Origin of the sequence: Arthrobacter pascens, from assembly GCF_017052465.1 — a bacterium.
Taxonomy (GTDB): Bacteria; Actinomycetota; Actinomycetes; order Actinomycetales; family Micrococcaceae; genus Arthrobacter; species Arthrobacter pascens.
Genome location: NZ_JAFHKT010000148.1, coordinates 1 through 19,154, shown reverse-complemented (window position 1 = coordinate 19,154; position 19,154 = coordinate 1). Strand labels below are relative to the sequence as shown.

Sequence of the window (19,154 nt, the reverse complement as noted above, 5' to 3'; positions counted from 1 at the left end):
CTCAGTCCAGGCTGATGGGTCCCAGCGCGTCGAGGAGGTCGCCCGGGCCCGGGTTCGCTGCGGAAGATGAACCGCCGAGGTGGTTCACCACGCCCCAGACCGCGTTGAGCCCGGTAGTCACGGCGCCTTCGGCCCAGCCCGCGGTGAACGAGACGTCGTCGCCGGCCAGGAAGATCCCGCGCTGCGCTTCCGGCAGCTTGTCCTGCTTGAAATGGGTGAAAAGCCGCTGCTGGTAACGGTAATGCCCGGGCAGGTTCGCCTTGAACGCGCCCATGAAGTTGGGATCCGCTTCCCACGACACGGTGATTGGCTGGCCCACGATGTGGCTCGCGATGTCCACGGTCGGATAGATCTGCTCCAGCGAGTGCAGCATCAGTTCAACCCGCTGGTCCGCGTCGAGGGCGAGCCACTTCAGCGCGTCGTCGTTCCAGGTGTAGGACAGCAGGATCACGGCGGGCTGGTCCGGGCCGTTGTCCAGCAGGTAGGTGGCGCGGTTCAGGCGGTCCGTCAGCGTCATGGACATGGTCTCCCGGCCGGTGGCGGGATCGATGTCCTTCCAGAACGGCCGGTCCACCATCACGAACGTCTTGGAGGACTGCATGTAGTGCGAGCGCTCGATCGCCGTCCACAGCTCGGCGGGGAACAGCGCCTCTTCGGTGTGGATGCGGGTGGACAGCAGCCATGACTGGCAGGTGGTCACCACGGCCGGGTAGGCCGATTCGCGCCCCCACCGCTCGCGGATGCGCAGGTCGCCGTTCGCGTCGCGGCTGATCCGGTCCACGGCTCCCCGCGGGGAGCCGGAATGCAGTGACGCCAGGGACGTCCCTTTCGGCCAGTGGGCCATGCCCGACGGCGTGTGGTGCCACAGTGCCTCGGGGAGCCGCTGCGCTCCCCCGGCGATAAGGCGGTGCTGGTCGTCGGCGTCGGTGTAGACGACGCGCAGGATCTCGAGGATGGAGTTGGGGAAGTCCGTGTCCCAGCCGCCGGTGCCGAAGCCCACCTGGCCGAAAGCCTCGCGGTGGGCGAAGCCCGCTTCCCGGAAGGACTCGCTCGCGGCGATGAAGCCGTAGAAGGTCTGCTCGTCCAGCAGCGGCAGCAGCTCGTTCCAGAGTTCCTTGATCCGGGCTGTGTCGCGTGCCCGGATCGCGTCCTGCATCTCGCTGAACTTGGCGCCGTCGTTCACGGCGGCTTTCCAAGCCTCGGCCACTTCGCGGAAGAACGGCGGCAGGTCCGCCGCGGTGCTGGCATAGTGCTTCTCCCCGGCAAGTTCGATCACCGTGCTGGAGGTGGCGGGTGCGAGCGGGTTGGGGAAGTCCTGGGTTTCGAGGCCCAGCAGCTCCACGTAGTGGTAGAAGGCCTTGCCGGAGACGGGAAAGCGCATGCCGCCGAGGTCCGCCACCACACCGGGAGCGGAGGGGAAGCCGGCAGTGCGCAGCCGGCCGCCGATCTGGTCGGCCTCGTAGACCACCGGGCGCAGCCCCAGCTTCATGAGTTCGTAGGCCGTGACCAGTCCGGAAAGGCCGGCCCCGACCACAGCCACCTCAGTGCCGTAGAGCTCGGGCGGTACCGAGCCCAAGCCGTCCGGGTGGTCGAGGTAATGGTCGTAGCTGAACGGGAAGTCCGGATTCAGCATGGTGATGGGTGCCTGGCCCAGCGTGTCCGCGGCGGCCGTCGCGGCGCCGGCGGAGGGAGCGAACGTGGCCGTGCTGGACGGATCGGAAGCCGGCAATTCGGTAGCGGTTGTCATGGAAGCTCTGCCTTCATGGTTTCGGGGTTTGACGGGGTGCTCGAAAGTTCACGGCTGGACAGTTCACGGTATTCCTCGTGAGTCAGGGAAGCCACCCTTGAGTTGCGGCGGCCATAGCCGAAGTACGCCGCGAGACCCACCAGCATCCAGATGCCGAAGGTCATCCAGGTATCCCCCCCGAGGTTAGCCATCAGGTATGCACACATGAGCGCTCCGAGGATGGGCGTGAGCGGAAACAGCGGGACCCGGAAGGTCCGCTTGAGTTCGGGCCGCACGCGGCGGAGGTAGAGGACGGCAACGTTCACCAGCCCAAAGGCAAAGAGGGTGCCGATGCTCGTGGCGTCGGCCAGGGCGCCGAGCGGAACCAGGCCCGCCGTGACTGCCACGAGGATGCCGACGATCAGGGTGCCGGCAGCCGGCGTGCCGGTCCTCGCGGAGACGCGGCCGAAAATCCCGGGAATGAGCCCGTCGCGGGCCATGGAGAGAAGGATGCGGGTCTGTCCGTAGAGGACCGTCAGGACGATGCTGGCGATGGCAAGGACGGCGCCGACGGCGAAGACCAGCGCGATCCACGGCTGACCGGTGGTTTCCTCGAGGATCTTGACCAGGGCAGCTTCCGTGCCGTCGAACCAGCCCCAGGGCCGGGCGCCGATTGCGGCCACGGCCACCAGCACGTAGATGGTGGTGACGATCAGCATGGAGAGCATGATGGCCCGCGGCAGGTCCCGCTTGGGGTTGCGCGCTTCCTCACCGGCTGTGGAGGCCGCATCGAAGCCGATGTAGGAGAAGAAGACGCTGGACGCGGCAGCTGAGACCCCGGCTGCGCCCATGGGAAGGAGAGGCTCGAAGTTGCCGGCGTTGAAGGCGGTGAATGCCACGGCGCAGAAGAAGATCAGGATTCCCACCTTGACCACCACGATGGCGGTGTTGATCCAGGCGCTTTCCTTGGCGCCGCGTACCAGCAGGATCATGGCGAGCAGAACGATGACCATCGCCGGAATGTTCACGAGTCCGCCGTCTCCGGGCGGCTGGGAGATTGCGTCGGGCAGGATCTGGCCGAAGACCGCCAGGGACTCGTTCACGTACTGGCCCGCGCCGACCGCCACGGCCGCGACCGAGACGGCGTATTCGAGCACGAGGCACCAGCCACAGATCCAGGCCATGCCCTCGCCCAAGGTGGCGTAGCTGTAGGAGTAACTCGAGCCTGCCACCGGAACCAGGCCGGCCATTTCGGCGTAGGACACTGCGGACAGCAGTGCGGCGAGTCCGGCGATGGCGAAGGAGATCCAGATGGCCGGCCCGGCCAGCGGAACCGATTCGCCCAGGATCACCAGGATGCCGGTTCCCAGGGTCGCGCCGACGCTGATCATGGTCAGCTGGAAAACGCCGAAGCTGCGGATCAGCCGGGTGCCGCCGTGGCCTGCTTCGGCTTCGTTGACCATCTGTCCGATCGGCTTGCGGCGCAGCAGCTGCGCGGCCAGGCCGGGCCGGCCGGCAGGCGGTGCCGGCCGCCGTTCTGTGGTGGTGGGCACAGTCATCGTTGACGTCCGTTCGTGAGTTGTTGTCGTTTTCCCTCGCCCCAGCCTAGGCCTGTGAGCCACCTCTCACGGTTGTGCAAAATGACCTATAGTGTTCTGGCATGAGACGTAATGCACAACAGACCAGCACGCCTTCGGCGGTGCTTTCCGGCCGGGTCAGCGTTGATCTGACCGCGATTTCCGACAATGTCCGGGCCCTACGGGCACTCACTCCCGCGCCGCATTTCATGGCGGTGGTGAAGGGCAACGCCTACGGCCACGGGCTTGTCGAGGTGGCGCAGGCGGCCCTCGCCGGCGGCGCCGACTGGCTCGGCACGGCACAGCTCACCGAGGCTCTTGCGCTGCGCCGCGCCGGCATCACGGCGCCGGTGCTGTCCTGGCTGTACCTCGCCACAGCATCCAGCGGGATCATCCGCGAAGCGGTGGAAAACGACGTCGACATGTCCCTGGGCAGCCCGGCCCAGCTGGACGTCGTGGCCGGCATTGCCCGCACACTCGGACGGCCCGCCGCGGTCCACCTTGAACTGGACAGCGGGCTGAGCCGCGGCGGCGCCCGCACAGAGGACTGGCCTGGCCTCGTGGCCGCGGCACGCAATGCCGAGCTCGAGGGGACCCTCACTGTCCGGGGCATCTGGACCCACCTGGCCTGGGCCGATGTGCCGGCCCATCCCGGGAACGCCGCAGCGGTGGAGGCCTTCGGGAACGCCGTACGGGAGGCCCGGGAAGGCGGCCTGGACCCGGAACTGAGGCATGTGTCCAGCTCGGCCAACATCCTGGACCGCCCCGAGTTTGCCTTCGACATGGTGCGGGCCGGGCTGGCCATCTACGGCCTGGCCCCTGCCGACCATCTTGACCCCGCGGATTTCGGGCTGCGTCCGGCCCTGACCGTCACCGCTCCCGTGGTGCTCGTGAAGAAAGTTCCGGCCGGCACCGGCGTGAGCTATGAACACCAGGCCATCACCCATGAGGCAAGGTATCTGGGGCTGATACCCCTCGGCTATGCGGACGGTATCCCGAAAGGCGTTTCGGGTCGCAGCATTGTCCAGCTGGGCGGCAGGCGGGTGCCCGTGATCGGCAAGGTGTGCATGGACCAGTTCATGGTGGACCTCGGCCCGGAAGCCTGCGGCGTGTCCGTCGGCGACACCGCCGTGCTGTTCGGTGATCCGGACACCGGGGCGGCGAGCGCGGACGAATGGGGCTCGGCCATCGGCAGCCACGGCGACGAAATCATCAACCGGATCGCGCCCCGTCTTCCCCGGACCTATGACCTGCCCACGGCCTATGAGTGCCCCGACTACCAGGACCCCGAAGACGGTGTGCCGCATGTCGCCTGAGGCTGCCGCCGGCCCGGGAACCAGGGGCGCGGGAACGGGGACAGGTGCCGAGCGGCTGAGCGCCGTCACCTTGAAGGAATTCCTGGACAAGTTGCCGCCGCAGCTGACCCTCCTTCACGACGGCGGCAACGGTTCCGGCCTGCTGCGCTGGGTGGAGCCCAGCGAGCTGGAGGACCCCACGCCGTACCTGCTCGACGGCGAGTTCCTCCTCACGGCGGGACTGCCGTTCGTGGGCGAGGCAGGCAACGAAGCACGGGTGGACGCCTACATCCGGCGCCTGGTGGGAGCCGGCGTGGGAGCCCTGGGCTTCGGGCTCGAACCCTACTTCGATGCAGTGCCGGAGGAACTCGTCAAGGCCTGCGTCCGGCACAACCTGACGCTGGTGGAGGTGCCGGACACGGTGCCGTTCGCTGCCATCGGGCTGGAATTCTCGCAGCTGCTCGAATCAGATAACGCCAAAGTCTTCCGGCAGCTGGCCGACACCAACCGGCAACTGATGCGCGCGGTCCTCTCCGCCCGCCCCGAGCATGAACTCCTGGCCGCCCTGGCCCAGCGGGTCCCGGTGTGGGCTGTGCTGGTCGGCGCGGACGGCAGGGTCCGCGCCCGGGCGGGCACCGGCGTCGAGCTTTCCGCCCTGCAGGAGATCCTCGAGCGGCTGCTCGGTGGCAGCGGCCCCCGGGTGGAAATGGATTCCTTCGACGTTCCCGGCTCTGCCCTGGTGTTCGGGCACCCGCTGCGCAGCACGCGGGACGCCAACCTCGGCGCCCTGATTCTCGGGACGGACCAGCCGCTGACGCCGTCGCAGAACAGCGTGGTCTCATCCGCCGTCGGGCTGCTGGAACTCCTGGTGCGGCAGCGGACCAGCGGATCCCTCGCGCCGAGCCAGCTGGCCACGGCGCTGCTGCTGCATCCGGACAGCCTGTCCAGCGGCGGAACCCGGCACGTCAACGGGCTCAGGGACCTGCTGGCCCAAAGCACCTCCTCCACCCGCTCCGCCCCGCTGCGGGTGGTGCAGGGCATCAAAGCGGACCAGGGCACGTGGCCCGCGGGCGACAGTCCCGTCCGGGAGCTGCTGCAGTGGCGGCGGCTGTTCGACACCAAACTCGTGGAGATCACTGACTACGGCTTCGCCGCGGTCACCCGGCTGAAGGTCGATGATGCACTCGTCGGCGAAGTGGAGAAACTCGGCTGGCGCCTGGTCATCGGGGATGCCGCCGAACTGGCGGGGCTGGCCGGAGCGTACCAGCGTGTGACGTCCCTGCGGTCCCGGGTCCGGAACACCGGCAAGAGCGCGAGGGTGGATGACGTGTCGTGGACGGTGGCCGGGCTCCTCGGCCGCGAGGCCGGCACCATGCTGGCGGGCCGGCTGCTCGAGCCGCTGCTAAGCCAGGAGCCGGAGCGGCGGGACGCGCAGCTGGCTGTCCTGCGCTCGTGGCTGGGCGAAAACGGTAGCTGGGACGCCACAGCCAAGGTACTGGGGCTGCACCGCAACAGCGTGCGGCGCCAGGTCAATGCCGTGGCGGAGCTGCTGGACACTGATCTCAACCAGGCGCAGGTGCGGGCCGAGCTGTGGATCGCCCTGCAGTATGTGGACGAACTGTTGCCGAAGCCTTAGAACTTTGCCGGGCGTTCCTGGCGCAGGCTGTCTTCCCAGGCACGGTAGACGCCCGGACGGCGCTCGGCAAGGTACGGCACGGCGTCCCTCGCGTCCCGGGCCGCCTCTGCGCTGACTTCGGCGAACAGCAGTTCCGGGCCGGGCCCGGCAGCGGCGAGCAGGGAGCCGTCCGGAGCGGCTATCACGCTGCCGCCGAGGAACTCGCAGCCGTCTTCCGAACCGGAGTGGTTGGCGTAGGCGACGGTCAGCTGGCTTTCCAGCGCCCTCGCCCGCAGCAGGATCTGGGGCACCTCCTCGAAGCCGTGCGCGAGAGCTGTGGGAACCAGGAGCAGTTCGGCGCCGCGGGCGGCGGCCGCCCGCGCGGTCTCGGGAAATTCCACGTCGTAGCAGATAGCCAGTGATGTCCTGATCCCGTCCAGATCCACGACGGCGGGGGCTGCGTCGGCGGGGCTGAACGCCTTTCGCTCCTCCGCGCCAAACAGATGCACTTTGGAGTAGCTGAGCAGCTCCTCCCCCCGGCTGCTGACGAGTGTTGCGGAAATCTGCCACTGCCCGCCGGCCGTGACGGCGGGCAGGCTGTAGACGACGGCGATCCCGTGGCGCTTCGCGATGCCCGCCAGGGTCCGCCGGATTGCCGGAAGGCCGGACGGGTCCAGTTCGGTGCGCACCCGCAGCGGCGCATAGCCCACCGGAAACAGCTCGGGCGTCAGCAACACGCGCGCGCCGGCCGCCGCGGCATCGCGCGCCGCCTGATCCACCGCCTTGCAGTTTCCGTCAACATCCAAAACAGCGGAGTTTGCCTGCATCAGCGCCAGCAACACCATGATCACCTCAAGAGATTCCGTAAATGTCCGCGGTTTCCGGACCGCCTTCCTCCTCAGCGTAGCCCCGGCTTCCGCCCTCCGCGCCGGGCCATTTGCACTTCGCGGCGGCAGTTGCGGGACGTATTGTCCGCCCACTCCCGAGAGCGGGGCAACCGCGCAGTTGCGTTAACTTCTTGACTGCAACGCGCCGATGGTGCACTCTTCTAAGCATGCCCTCAACATCGCGCTCAACGAGGAGCCGAACCAAAAACCCGGGGTCACAGTCCGCACTCCGGCACCTGAACCAGCAACGGATCATCGAGTGCCTGCTCAACGGCCCCTCCACCCAGGCGGAGCTCGCCCGGCAAACGGGCCTGTCCACCGCGACCGTGTCCAATATCGTCAAGATCATGCAGGACTCGGGGCTGGCATCGACGGAGCCGATTACCAGTTCCGGACGGCGGGCCCTCAATGTCCGGCTGAACAGCAACGGCGCCGTGGCGGTGGGCATCGACTTCGGCCGCCGGCATCTGCGCGTAGTGCTGGCCTCCCTGAGCTACCACATCATCGCCGAGGAATCGGTCCTCCTGCCGCTGGGCCACCACGCGGACGAGGGCATCGATGCAGCCGTCGCGCTGCTGGATAAACTGCTGGCGGACAGCGGAGTGGAGCGCAGCGCCATAGTGGGCGCCGGCGTCGGAATTCCCGGTCCCATCGACAGGCGGACCGGCACGGTGGCGCAGGGCGCCATCCTGCCGGAATGGGTCGGCATCAACATCCTGGAGCATCTCGAAAGCACGCTGCAGTTTCCGGTTTTTATCGATAATGACGCCAATCTCGGCGCGCTGTCAGAGGTCACCTGGGGTCCGCACAGCGGGGTCAGCAACCTCATGTTCATGAAGATCGGTTCGGGCATCGGCGCCGGCCTCATCCTCAACGGCGCCCCTTACTACGGCAGCGTGGGAATCACGGGCGAAATCGGCCACGCCACCATTCACGAACACGGACTGATCTGCCGGTGCGGCAACAGGGGCTGCCTCGAGACCATCGCATCCACCACCACCATGATCGAGCTGCTGGGCCGGGGCAAGGACACGCCGATGGCCCCGGAGGACATCGTCCGGAAAGCCCTGGCCAGGGACTCCGCCACGCTGCGTGTGATCGACGACGCGGGCCTGGCGGTCGGCCGCGCCTTGGGCAATGTTGCCAACCTGATCAATCCGGAGGTGATCGTTGTGGGCGGCCCACTGGCCGGGCTTGGCGACTTGCTGCTCGACCCCATCCGGAGGGGCCTGGTGCGGCATGCCGTGCCCGTGATCGGGGAAACCACAACCCTGACCATGTCCTCCCTGGGTAACCGTGCCGAGGCCCTGGGGGCCGCCGCCCTGGTCTTCCAGCATGCCGGAATCAGGCGTTCGTAAGCTTTTCGTTATCTGGCTGTTGCGTTAAAGACTTGACGACAATGGCTGTGATCCAGTTTACTTTTTCATCAGACGGCCCTGCGGTTTGCGGGGCGGACAACGAAGTCAGCATTGGAGGCGTAAGGGCACATGACGTCCGAGAACACGCACAAAGATCCCGTAATCCTCGAGATGCGCTCCATCACCAAGGAATTTCCCGGCGTTAAAGCATTGGCCGATGTGAACCTGCGGGTGAAGGCGGGAGAGATCCATGCCATCTGCGGAGAGAACGGCGCCGGCAAGTCCACCCTGATGAAGGTCCTCTCGGGCGTGTACCCGTTCGGCACCTACACCGGCGACATCGTCTACCAGGCCGAGGTCCAGCAGTTCAAGGACATCCGGGCCAGCGAGCACGCCGGTATCGTGATCATCCACCAGGAGCTCGCCCTCATCCCGGAGCTCTCCATCACGGAGAACATCTTCCTGGGCAACGAGCCCGTCAAGCGCGGCGTGATCGACTGGGCCGAGGCCCGCACCCGGACCCGCGAACTGCTCGCCCGGGTGGGGCTGCGCGAAGACCCGGATACCCCCATCAAGGAAATCGGCGTCGGCAAGCAGCAGCTCGTGGAGATCGCCAAGGCGCTGAACAAGTCCGTGAAGCTCCTCATCCTCGACGAGCCCACCGCGGCGCTGAACGAATCCGACTCCCAGCACCTCCTGGACCTGATCCTCGGCCTGAAGGGCCGCGGCATCACGTCCATCATCATTTCCCACAAGCTCAACGAGATCGAGCAGATCGCGGACTCCATCACCATCATCCGTGACGGCAAGTCCATCGAGACGCTCGACGTGAAGGCCGACGGCGTTGACGAGGACCGGATCATCAAGGGCATGGTGGGCCGTACCCTGGAGTCGCGCTTCCCCGACCACGAACCCAAGATCGGCGAGGTGCTCTTCGAGGTCAAGAACTGGACAGTCGGGCACCCCCAGGTCCAGGACCGGCTGGTCTGCAAGGGCTCCAACTTCTTCGTCCGCCGCGGCGAAATCGTGGGCTTCGCCGGGCTCATGGGAGCCGGCCGCACCGAACTGGCACGCTCCGTGTTCGGCCGTTCCTACGGCCGCTTCATCACCGGCAGCATCTACAAAAACGGCAAGGAACTCCACCTCAAGAGCGTCAAGCAGGCCATCGACGCCGGCCTCGGCTACGTCACAGAAGACCGGAAATCCCTGGGCCTGAACCTCCTGGATGACATCAAGACCACCACCGTCTCGGCGGCGCTGCACAAGATCAGCAAGCACTTCGTGGTGGATGCCAACAAGGAATTCACGGTGGCTGAGCAGTACCGCAAGTCCCTGCGCACCAAGACGCCGTCCGTGGAGGAGGGCGTGGCCAAGCTCTCCGGCGGCAACCAGCAGAAAGTGGTCCTGGCCAAGTGGATGTTCACGGATCCTGACCTGCTGATCCTGGACGAACCCACCCGCGGCATCGACGTCGGGGCCAAGTACGAGATCTACGGCATCATCCAGCAGCTGGCCAACCAGGGCAAGGGTGTCATCGTCATCTCCTCCGAACTGCCTGAACTGCTGGGCCTCTCCGACCGCATCTACACCATCTTCGAAGGCGCCATCACAGGTGTCCTGAACAAAGACGAGGCCAGTCAGGAAAGCCTGATGAAACTGATGACCTCCGCCCGCAAAGCCGCCGCCTGACCCTCTGGAATCCTCCAGAACCTTCCAGAACAAGGACTGACACAATGAACGCGCTCAAGAAGCTCTTTGGCGGCAACACCCGCCAATTCGGCATGATCTTCGCCCTGGTTGCACTGATTGTCTTCTTCCAATTCGCCACCGACGGCCGCACGCTCACTCCCGGCAACGTCATCAACCTCTTCAACGGCAACTCCTACATCCTGATCCTGGCCATCGGCATGGTGCTGGTCATCATCGCCGGCCACATTGACCTGTCAGTCGGCTCCGTGGCGGCGTTCGTCGGCGTCACTGTTGCCCTGGCCATCCGGGACTGGGGAATACCCTGGTACGCGGGCATCCTGCTCGGCCTCGGCCTTGGCGTCCTGATCGGCGCCTGGCAAGGGTTCTGGACAGCGTATGTGGGAATCCCCGCGTTCATCGTCACGCTGGCCGGCATGCTCCTGTTCCGCGGCTTCAACCAGTTCGTCGGCAAGTCCAACACCATTCCGGTCCCCGCCGACTTCCAGTACATCGGCTCGGGATACCTGCCGGAGGTTGGCCCGAACACCGGCTTCAACAACCTCACCCTGCTGCTGGGCCTGCTGGGCGTCGCCTTCGTGGTCTTCAGCGAACTCCGCGCCCGCCGCACCGCCAAGGCGCTCGGCGCAGAGGTACCCGAGGGCTGGGTCATGGGCACCAAGCTGGCCCTCGTCTGCGGCGCCATCCTCTACGCCACGTACCTGTTTGCCACCGGCCGCCCGGGCACGTCCTTCCCGATCCCCGGCCTCATCCTGGCCGTGCTGGTCCTTGTTTACGGCTTCATTTCCTCCAAGACGGTCGTTGGCCGCCACGTCTACGCAGTGGGCGGCAACCGCCACGCTGCAGAGCTCTCCGGTGTGCAGTCCAAGAAGGTCAACTTCCTGGTCATGATGAACATGGCCATCCTGGCCGGCCTTGCCGGCATGATCTTCGTTGGCCGTTCCACGGCCTCCGGCCCGTTCGACGGCGTCGGCTGGGAACTCGATGCCATTGCGGCTGTCTTCATCGGCGGCGCGGCGGTGACCGGCGGCGTGGGCACCGTGATCGGTTCGATCGTCGGTGGCCTGGTGATGGCCGTGCTGAACAACGGCCTGCAGCTCCTCGGCGTCGGCGCCGACCTTACCCAGATCATCAAGGGCCTGGTCCTCCTGATCGCCGTGGCCTTCGACGTCTACAACAAGAGCCAGGGCAAGCGGTCCATCATCGGCCTGCTGACCCAGAACTTCAACCGCCCCAGCGGCGGAGCACCGCTTCAGCCCGATGAAGTGACCTCGACCAAAGAAACCATCGCCCGGGAAGCCTGAGCACCGACCGCTCCCCGGACGCATTTCCCACCCCTATAGAAAGTGAACCAAGCAATGCGAATGATTGGTAAAGCAGGAAAGGCGGCAGCAGTCGCTGCCATTGCGGCACTGGCGCTGACAGCCTGCGGCCGTTCCGACACCGGCACCACGGGCGGTGGCACCGCAGGCGGCGAGGCTTTCCCCAAGGACTCCTCGATCGGCGTCGCGCTCCCGCAGAAGACCAGTGAGAACTGGGTCCTGGCGGAAAAGCTGTTCAACGACGGGCTCAAGGACGCCGGCTTCAAGCCCGACGTGCAGTTCGCCAACGGCGGCGTCTCCGAGCAGCAGAACCAGATCAGTGCCATGATCACCAAGGGCGCCAAGGTCATCATCGTCGGCGCGATCGACGGTGCACAGCTGGGCACCCAGCTCAAGCAGGCCAAGGACGCCGGCGCGACGATCATCGCCTATGACCGCCTGCTGCTGAACACCGAGAACGTGGACTACTACGTGGCCTACGACAACTTCAAGGTGGGTGAGCTGCAGGGCCAGGCACTCCTCGAAGGCATGCAGAAGAAGAAGCCGCAGGGCCCGTACAACATCGAGCTCTTCGCCGGTTCCCCGGATGACGCCAACGCGAAGGTCTTCTTCGACGGCGCCATGAGCGTGCTCCAGCCGAAGATCGACGACGGCACCCTCAAGGTGGTTTCCGGCCAGACCTCGTTCGGACAGGCCGTCACCCAGGGCTGGAAGGCAGAAAACGCCCAGCGCCGCGCCGACACGCTGCTGACCGGCAGCTACGGCAGCGCTTCGCTGGACGGCGTGCTGTCCCCGAATGACACGCTGGCCCGGGCTGTCCTGACCGCGGTCAAGGGTGCCGGCAAGCCGCTGCCCGTCATCACCGGCCAGGACTCCGAGGTTGAGTCCGTCAAGTCCATCATGGCCGGCGAGCAGTACTCCACCATCAACAAGGACACCCGCAAGCTCGTAGAGCACGCGATCGTCATGGTCAAGGACATCCAGGCCGGCAAGAAGCCTGAGATCAACGACGACAAGTCCTACAACAACAAGGTCAAGACCGTTCCGGCCTATCTGCTGGAGCCGGTCATCGTGACCCAGGAGAACGTCAAGACGGCGTACGTGGACGATCCGGTCCTCGGACCGATCACCAAGTAGCCCACTGACGGTGTAAGGCCAGAGTAAAGCCAGACGCTGCATCCAAGAGCCCCGGCTCCCCCGCGAGGGAGGGCCGGGGCTCTTGGCGTCCCCACCCGACGCTCCCTCACCTTTCGCACGTCCCAACCCGACGCTCCCTCACCTTTCGCACGTCCCAACCCGACGCTCCCTCACCTTTCGCACGCCCCCACCCGACGCTCCCTCACCTTTCACACGCCCCCACCCGACGCTCCCTCACCTTTCGCACGTTAGTGCTTCACAGCGCATGCATAGCTTCGGCTGGTCCTCCGCACAGCGCCACGGACAACAGTGGGATCCGAAGCCGGCCATTCCGCCGGCACATGATCTCAAGGAGTACAGGTGAGCGTCCTCGCCCGGAGTGTAGGCAATGCCTTCAGAAACAAGGTCAGATCGGCCGCCGTCGTGGCCGTTCTTGCCGTAGCAATCGGACTGGCCCTGGCCATGCTTGTGGCCAACCAGGCCGTGGGCGCCAAAGTCCAGGAGCTGAATGCGTCGGTGGGGACAGTGCTTACCGTCAACCCCGCCGGCGGCCAGGGTTTTGAGGGCGGCGGCGAGCCGCTGACCCCGGCACAGGCCGCAAGGGCTGCCGGCGTACCCAACGTAACCGCCGTCGTCGGAACCAAAGCGCTGCGGCTGCGCAACGCCACCGAAGCAGCGGCCCAGACGGCGGCAGGCCAGACAGGCGGCCCGGGCGGCGGTTTCGGCGGTCCCGGCGGGCAGTCAGCCACGCTGACCACGAGCCTCACCGTCGCGGTCGATGCCGGAACGCTCGGCAACCGTAACCAAGAGACCGGAACAACCGGTGCAACGGGAACCACGCAGCCGGTGCGGAGCCTTCCCCTCACCGCGACCGGCATCGGGGCTGAGGTGGACAGTACAGGCAAAGCGCTCGAGCTGACGGAGGGTACCGGTCTCGGCGACTACACCGTTTCCTCCACCAAGGCGCTGCTGGGCACCACCCTCGCCGAGAAGAACAACCTCGCCGTCGGGTCAACGTTCACCATCAACAGCACCACGTTCACTGTGGTGGGACTGTTCGACGCTGGCACGGCCTTCGGCAACAACGCGCTCTACGTGACCCTGCCGGCGGCGCAGGCGCTCGCGGAACTGCCCGATGAACTCTCCACCATGATCGTCACCGTCAACAGCATGGAAAACGTGGACGCTGCCAAATCTGCGCTGCAGGAAGCCCTCGGGTCGGATAAGGCCGATGTCACGCAGGGCCAGCGCAACCTCGAAACGGCCGTCAGCTCGCTGGACAGCGTCAAGAACATCTCCTTCGTTGCGTTTGTTGCCGCGCTCGGGACCGCCGGCCTGATCATCCTGCTGATCATGGTGATGCTGGTCCGCGAGCGCCGCCGGGAGATCGGGGTCCTGAAGGCGATCGGTGCACGCAACCGCACCATCGGGCTCCAGTTCGTCCTGGAAGCACTGGTTCTGGTGGCGCTCGGCAGCGCGGTGGGCGCCGCGATCGCTTCCTTTGCCAGCGGCGGAATCGCCAGTGCTTTGGTCAGTTCAAACACCAGCACGACGGCGGTTGCCGGCCGCGGCGCCGGCGTTCCGGGCGGCACGGGCTTCCCGGGCGGGGGCGCAGGCCTGCCCGGCGGCGGCCCGTTGGGCGGCGCCTCCCAGCTGCTGACCTCCGTCACGGCGAGCGCCTCCCCCGGCGTGATCGCCGCCGGCATCGCCGCGGTGTTCGGCGTCGCCATCATCGGAGCCCTGGTTCCGGCCCTGCTCACCGCCCGTATCCGTCCCATCGAAGTCCTCCGAGGAGAATAGCCATGATTGAAGTCAAGAACCTCGTCCGCACGTTCAAGACCGGGGACCGCACCATCAAGCCGGTCAACGGCGTCAGCTTCGAACTGGAGGAGGGAACGCTGGCCTCCATCGTCGGGAAGAGCGGCAGTGGCAAAAGCACCCTGTTGTCCCTTCTCGGCGCCCTGGACAAACCCACCAGCGGAGACGTCGTCGTCAACGGCGTCAGCCTGGCAGGGATGCCGGACGGCAAGCTGACGGAGTACCGGCGCCGGGACATCGGCTTCGTGTTCCAGCAGTTCAACCTGATCCCCAACCTCTCGGCGCTGGACAACGTGATGCTGCCCATGGAGTTCGCGGGCGTGCGGAAGCCGATGCGCGACCAGCGGGCACGCGAGCTCCTCCAGCAGGTGCAGCTCGACCCGGAGAAGCACGGCCGCCGCATCAACCGTCTCTCCGGCGGCGAGCAGCAGCGCGTTGCCATCGCCCGGGCCCTGGCCAACGAGCCCAAACTGATCCTTGCTGACGAGCCCACCGGCAACCTGGACGAGCAGACCGGCGAGCACATCATCGAACTCCTCAGCTCGCTCAGCAGGGACCACAACACCACCATCCTTGTGGTCACGCACGACCGCCAGCTCGCCAACAAGACCGACCGCCGCTTCAGGCTGCAGCAAGGCAGGCTGACCGAGGAACCCGCCCGTGACCGCGCAGGTGCGGCTGCAGGGGTGGAGGCCGGGGTCGGGACCGCGGCGGTGTAGGTGCGGGGGGGCAGGTGCGGGTCGGCGCCAAACCCTCCCGCACTTCCCGCCGCCCACTCCCAAACCCTCCCGCAGTTCCCGCCCGAATTGCCGCAACCCTCCCGCAGCCGGGTGAGAGGATGGCGTCATGACTTTGCCCATCGCCACGCCGTGGCTTTTCAGTCAGCCCAACCAGGATCCCCGCGCCGCTACCGGTGCGGCGTTGCGCTGGGGAGTGATCGCCACCGGCAGGATCGCCTCACTGGTCTCCCGGGATCTGGCACTGCTCAGTGACGCCGAACTGTATGCCGTCAGTTCACGCCAGCAGGCGGCAGCGGACGCGTTTGCCTCGGAATTCGCCTTCTCCCGGGCGTACGGGGACGACAACGGCCAGCAAGGCTACCAGCGACTCCTCGCCGACGACGCGGTGGACGTTGTGTACGTGGCTACGCCTCACGCCCAGCATCACCAGATGGTGCTGGCTGCCCTCAACGCGGGAAAGCACGTCCTGTGCGAAAAAGCCTTCACCATCAATGCCCGGGAGGCCGCCGAGCTCATTGCCGTCGCCCGCGACAAGAACCTGTTCCTGATGGAAGCCGTCTGGAGCCGCTTCCTTCCGAGCATGCAGCGGGCTTTTGAAATCGCTCGATCTGGCGAACTCGGCACCGTACAGTGGGTCACCGCGGATCTCGGCTTCCCGGCACCGTACTCCCCCACCGCGCGCCTGTGGGCCGTCAAGGACGGCGGCGGTGCACTCCTCGACCTGACCGTCTACCCCCTGCTGTGGGCTCTGGGCACCCTGGGGTTCCCGCAGGCCGTCAGTGCCACGGGGGCCCTTAATGACGACGGCGTGGACACTCAGAACGCATTAACACTGGAGTATCACCACGGGGCGCAGGCACAACTGACCTCGTCTTTGCTGGCTTACGGCCCCCGCGCCGCAACCGTGGCCGGAAGCCTGGGCTATCTTCAATCGCTGGGCTCCATTAACAACCCCAAGCAGCTCGTTGTCGGAATCGGGCGCGAACCGCTCCGCACAGAGCACTTCGATGTAGCAGGCCTGGGCTACACCTACGAGCTTCGCGAGGTGACTCGCTGCATCCAGCAGGGTCTGACCGAAAGCCCGGTCATGCCGCTGGAGGATTCGTTGAACACCATGCGGCTTTTCGACGGCGTCCGGGCACAACTGGGGGTCACCTACCCCAACGATGCCCGCTGACCCTCCTTAGAGGTTCTTTTTTATGACGACTCGTGGCCAGTCGTCCAGGCCACGTGCACGCTCTGACTGCACGATCTGATGCACAGCGTCCGGCCACTGGTGTTCCGGCACCGGGTGGAATCCCAGGCGGGCATAGTAAGGCGCGTTCCAGGGGACTCTTTCGAAGGTTGTCAGGGTCATCCCTTTCAGTCCTCGAGCTGCCGCCCAGAGAGCGGCTTTGTCGATGAGTTTTCGGCCAAGACCCTGCCGCGCATGAAGCGGGTGGACGGTCACCTGCTCGATATGGGCAAACGGCTCCACCACCTCGATCAAAATGTAAGCCACCGCCTCGTCACCGGAATCGGTGGCAACCCATGCCCTGGCGTCCTGCTGGTACACAGTCAAGGCTTCGAGGCTGGGTGGCGCATCATCAGCGATGGCACCCATGTTGAGCGTGCGGAAGGCTTCGCCGGCTGCGACTTCGATGTCGCGCATTTTCGGGAGGTCTTCTGTTCTTGCTTCCCTGATCATGCGCCCAGTCAATCAGATGCGTCCTCCAAGGCTCAGGTCCGCGATTGACCGCAGGGATGGCCGACGCCGTTCCGGTAAGGGTGATGTTCGGGCCCAACCTGGAGCAGAGGTCAGTCGGGGCATCCTCATGCTGGGGGACGCCGACACGGCTGACTGTGCCGCCCGGGGGCAACGCTGACGGGCCTCACCACCACTCCTTTTGGTCAGTTTTACGACGACGGCGGAAACCTCCCCGTCGATTCGATGGATTTATATTCGTCTAACACTGGACTCTGCCTTTCAACGAGGCATACGCTGTAAAAGATCGTCAGATTGTTCGTAAGCCGGGGGGGTGTCGAGCATGGCCAGCACTGCATTGTCTTGGTCCGCGCTCCGCCCCTTGCGTCCGGTTCTCATTGCTGGTGCAGCAGCCGTAGCTTGGCTTTCCTTTGCAGCCCCGGCCGCCGGTGCAAGCACCCAGCACAGCCAGGAGTCCCTGCTCGGCGGGATCGCTTCCACGGTTTCTTCGACACTCGACAGCGAGGCCGGCACTGCCAGCGTTGCTCCTGGAGTCCAGAAAGCCGTTCATGCCGTGGCCGCAGTGCCTGCCAGACATGCGGGTGCTGTGACCGTTCCGGCCCGCGCCTCTGCCCTCATTCCACAGCCTCAGCCGGAGCCGGCGAGTTCTGCTCCTGTAGCCGCGCCGCACGCCCTGCCCTCGCTGGTGCATGAGCTCGCTGCCCCGGCGGAGGCAGTCACGGACGCCCTGCCGTCCGCCAAGGTGCCCCCGGCCGGCACTGCGACGCAGCTGACTGCCCCGGTGACCGCATTGGCGGACAAAGCAGTCGGTGGCATTGCTGAGACCCTCACAGGAACCGTTGTTCGGCCGGTCGCGGATGCGGCACCTGCGTTGGAAGCGCCGCTCGAATCCATTACCGATGTACTCTCAGAGACGCCGCCGCTCGCGGCGCCGGCCCTTGCACCTGTGGTGGAGGTCGTTGAGAACCTCGCCACGCCGCATGTGCCCGACGTCGTTCTGCCGCTCCCCGCAGTCCCGGGATCGGCTTCCTCGGACAGCGCCGACAGCGTCCGCGTGTCCAAGGGGCACTCCCCCGTCTTGGCTCCGGCACCCGCTGGACTCCCTGGCCTAAAGCCATCGCCGCATTCGGCTGCCCTGCCCTCATTAGTCCCAGCCAGAGCTTCCCAGTCCTCGCCCGGCATGTCCGCGGGAGGAGGACTGCCTTCCAAGGGCGAGGCGGACCCGCCGGGAGCCCCGCACCCGGCTCCGCCTGCAGGCTCCGGATCGGGTAACGTCCAATCTCCCGGCGGGCCCTCCCTGTCCGCCGCCTGGCTGACCAGTCCGTTCGACTACCTTCCGCTCGTGGGCCTTGTGCCTGCCAGTGGCCCGCTTCAGCATCTCCCCTCACCGGTGGCTATTGACCCCGGTTCCTCTCCTGACTAGTTGGGCCCCTTCTGCCATCCATTGTGCAGAAATACGGCCAATTTCGGGCCGCCTTGAGCGCCCGACAACAACTGTTCAGGAGACATCAAAATGCATCAGAAACTTCGCAGGGGCCTTCTAGGCACCTTCTTTGCCGGAGGTCTATTGGCCCTAGGCGCCACAGCGGCCAACGCGGACACAACCGTCACCGGCACTGTGGCCGTAGAATCCGAGTCCGTTTCGGCGGACGTCATTGCTTCGACGTCGTTGGGCCTGCTGGGTGGTCCAACGACGTCGGGGTCTTCCGAAATTGCGGCCGTCGCCGAGGTCAACCTCGGCAACACCGCAGCCGCCCCAACAGGTACGGGCACCACCACGGCCGCCCTCGTTGACGTGAACCTCGGCAACACCGCAGGCGCCGGCACCACCGCCGACGCCCTCGTCGACGTCAACCTCGGCAACACCGGCAACAGCACCACCGCCGACGCCCTCGTCGACGTCAACCTCGGCAACACCGCAGCCGCCCCAACAGGTACGGGCACCACCGCCAACGCCCTCGTCGACGTCAACCTCGGCAACACCGGTACCGGAACCGCCACTGGTAACGGCACGACCGCGGATGCTGTCGTCGACGTCAACCTCGGCAAGGCCACAGGCGCCGGCACCACCGCAGATGCCGTCGTTGACGTGAACCTCGGCAACACCGGAACCGGAACCGCCACGGGCAACGGCACAACCGCCGACGCCCTCGTCGACGTCAACCTCGGCAACACCGGTACCGGAACCGCCCCCGGTAACGGCACGACCGCGGATGCTGTCGTCGACGTCAACCTCGGCAACGCCACAGGCGCCGGCACCACCGCAG

General features: G+C 66.2%; 15 protein-coding genes. 11 read left to right on the top strand and 4 right to left on the bottom strand.

Annotated features, from left to right (window positions below; translation table 11 throughout):
* Position 1 precedes the first annotated feature (1 nt).
* Positions 2–1,747 (bottom strand): flavin monoamine oxidase family protein, encoded by a 1,746-nt coding sequence (locus JYA52_RS16265; protein ID WP_205654210.1) that lies wholly within the window; start codon positions 1,745–1,747, stop codon positions 2–4.
* A complete protein-coding gene (locus tag JYA52_RS16260; protein WP_205654209.1) occupies positions 1,744–3,285 on the bottom strand; it encodes an amino acid permease in 1,542 nt (513 codons plus the stop codon). The genes JYA52_RS16265 and JYA52_RS16260 overlap by 4 nt, the downstream gene beginning before the upstream one ends.
* A 101-nt stretch (positions 3,286–3,386) precedes the next feature.
* On the opposite strand from JYA52_RS16260, the gene alr reads away from it, so the two are divergent.
* Both alr and JYA52_RS16250 read left to right on the top strand, forming a co-directional pair.
* A complete protein-coding gene (gene alr, locus JYA52_RS16255; RefSeq protein WP_205654208.1) occupies positions 3,387–4,619 on the top strand; it encodes an alanine racemase in 1,233 nt (410 codons plus the stop codon).
* Complete coding sequence (locus JYA52_RS16250) at positions 4,609–6,234, top strand: PucR family transcriptional regulator (RefSeq protein WP_205654207.1); 1,626 nt, start codon at positions 4,609–4,611, stop codon at positions 6,232–6,234. Before alr ends, JYA52_RS16250 begins: the two co-directional genes overlap by 11 nt.
* Here the strand turns inward: JYA52_RS16250 and JYA52_RS16245 are convergent.
* Entirely contained in the window at positions 6,231–7,058 is an 828-nt protein-coding gene (locus JYA52_RS16245; RefSeq protein WP_205654521.1) for a nitrilase-related carbon-nitrogen hydrolase, read from the bottom strand. The two genes, JYA52_RS16250 and JYA52_RS16245, sit on opposite strands and share 4 nt — an antisense overlap.
* Positions 7,059–7,267: 209 nt before the next feature.
* Between JYA52_RS16245 and JYA52_RS16240 the strand changes: the two genes are divergently transcribed.
* The 7 genes from JYA52_RS16240 to JYA52_RS16210 all read left to right on the top strand — a co-directional run bounded on the left by JYA52_RS16240 (position 7,268) and on the right by JYA52_RS16210 (position 16,359).
* A complete protein-coding gene (locus JYA52_RS16240) occupies positions 7,268–8,458 on the top strand; it encodes an ROK family transcriptional regulator (protein WP_205654206.1) in 1,191 nt (396 codons plus the stop codon).
* Positions 8,459–8,587: 129 nt separating this feature from the next.
* The gene (gene mmsA / locus JYA52_RS16235; protein ID WP_205654205.1) at positions 8,588–10,147 is read left to right on the top strand and encodes a multiple monosaccharide ABC transporter ATP-binding protein; all 1,560 of its coding nucleotides are present in this window, start codon (positions 8,588–8,590) and stop codon (positions 10,145–10,147) included.
* A gap of 44 nt (positions 10,148–10,191) precedes the next feature.
* The gene (gene mmsB, locus JYA52_RS16230; protein WP_205654204.1) at positions 10,192–11,469 is read left to right on the top strand and encodes a multiple monosaccharide ABC transporter permease; all 1,278 of its coding nucleotides are present in this window, start codon (positions 10,192–10,194) and stop codon (positions 11,467–11,469) included.
* A gap of 54 nt (positions 11,470–11,523) precedes the next feature.
* A complete protein-coding gene (locus JYA52_RS16225) occupies positions 11,524–12,624 on the top strand; it encodes a substrate-binding domain-containing protein (protein ID WP_205654203.1) in 1,101 nt (366 codons plus the stop codon).
* A 360-nt stretch (positions 12,625–12,984) separates the two neighbouring features.
* Positions 12,985–14,424, top strand: a complete 1,440-nt coding sequence (locus JYA52_RS16220) for an ABC transporter permease (protein WP_205654202.1) — start codon at positions 12,985–12,987, stop codon at positions 14,422–14,424.
* Between the two features lie 2 nt (positions 14,425–14,426).
* Positions 14,427–15,161 carry an ABC transporter ATP-binding protein gene (locus tag JYA52_RS16215; RefSeq protein WP_205654201.1) on the top strand — a complete coding sequence of 245 codons (735 nt, stop codon included), beginning with the start codon at positions 14,427–14,429 and terminating at the stop codon, positions 15,159–15,161.
* Between the two features lie 127 nt (positions 15,162–15,288).
* Positions 15,289–16,359, top strand: a complete 1,071-nt coding sequence (locus tag JYA52_RS16210) for a Gfo/Idh/MocA family protein (protein ID WP_205654200.1) — start codon at positions 15,289–15,291, stop codon at positions 16,357–16,359.
* A 6-nt stretch (positions 16,360–16,365) separates the two neighbouring features.
* Here the strand turns inward: JYA52_RS16210 and JYA52_RS16205 are convergent, their stop codons facing one another.
* Positions 16,366–16,869 carry a GNAT family N-acetyltransferase gene (locus JYA52_RS16205; RefSeq protein WP_205654199.1) on the bottom strand — a complete coding sequence of 168 codons (504 nt, stop codon included), beginning with the start codon at positions 16,867–16,869 and terminating at the stop codon, positions 16,366–16,368.
* Between the two features lie 340 nt (positions 16,870–17,209).
* On the opposite strand from JYA52_RS16205, the gene JYA52_RS16200 reads away from it, so the two are divergent.
* Together JYA52_RS16200 and JYA52_RS16195 are read left to right on the top strand one after the other, a co-directional pair.
* A complete protein-coding gene (locus JYA52_RS16200; protein ID WP_205654198.1) occupies positions 17,210–18,310 on the top strand; it encodes a hypothetical protein in 1,101 nt (366 codons plus the stop codon).
* 90 nt (positions 18,311–18,400) lie between these two features.
* Positions 18,401–19,154: hypothetical protein (locus JYA52_RS16195; RefSeq protein ID WP_372433888.1), on the top strand; the 754-nt coding region annotated here is incomplete at its 3' end.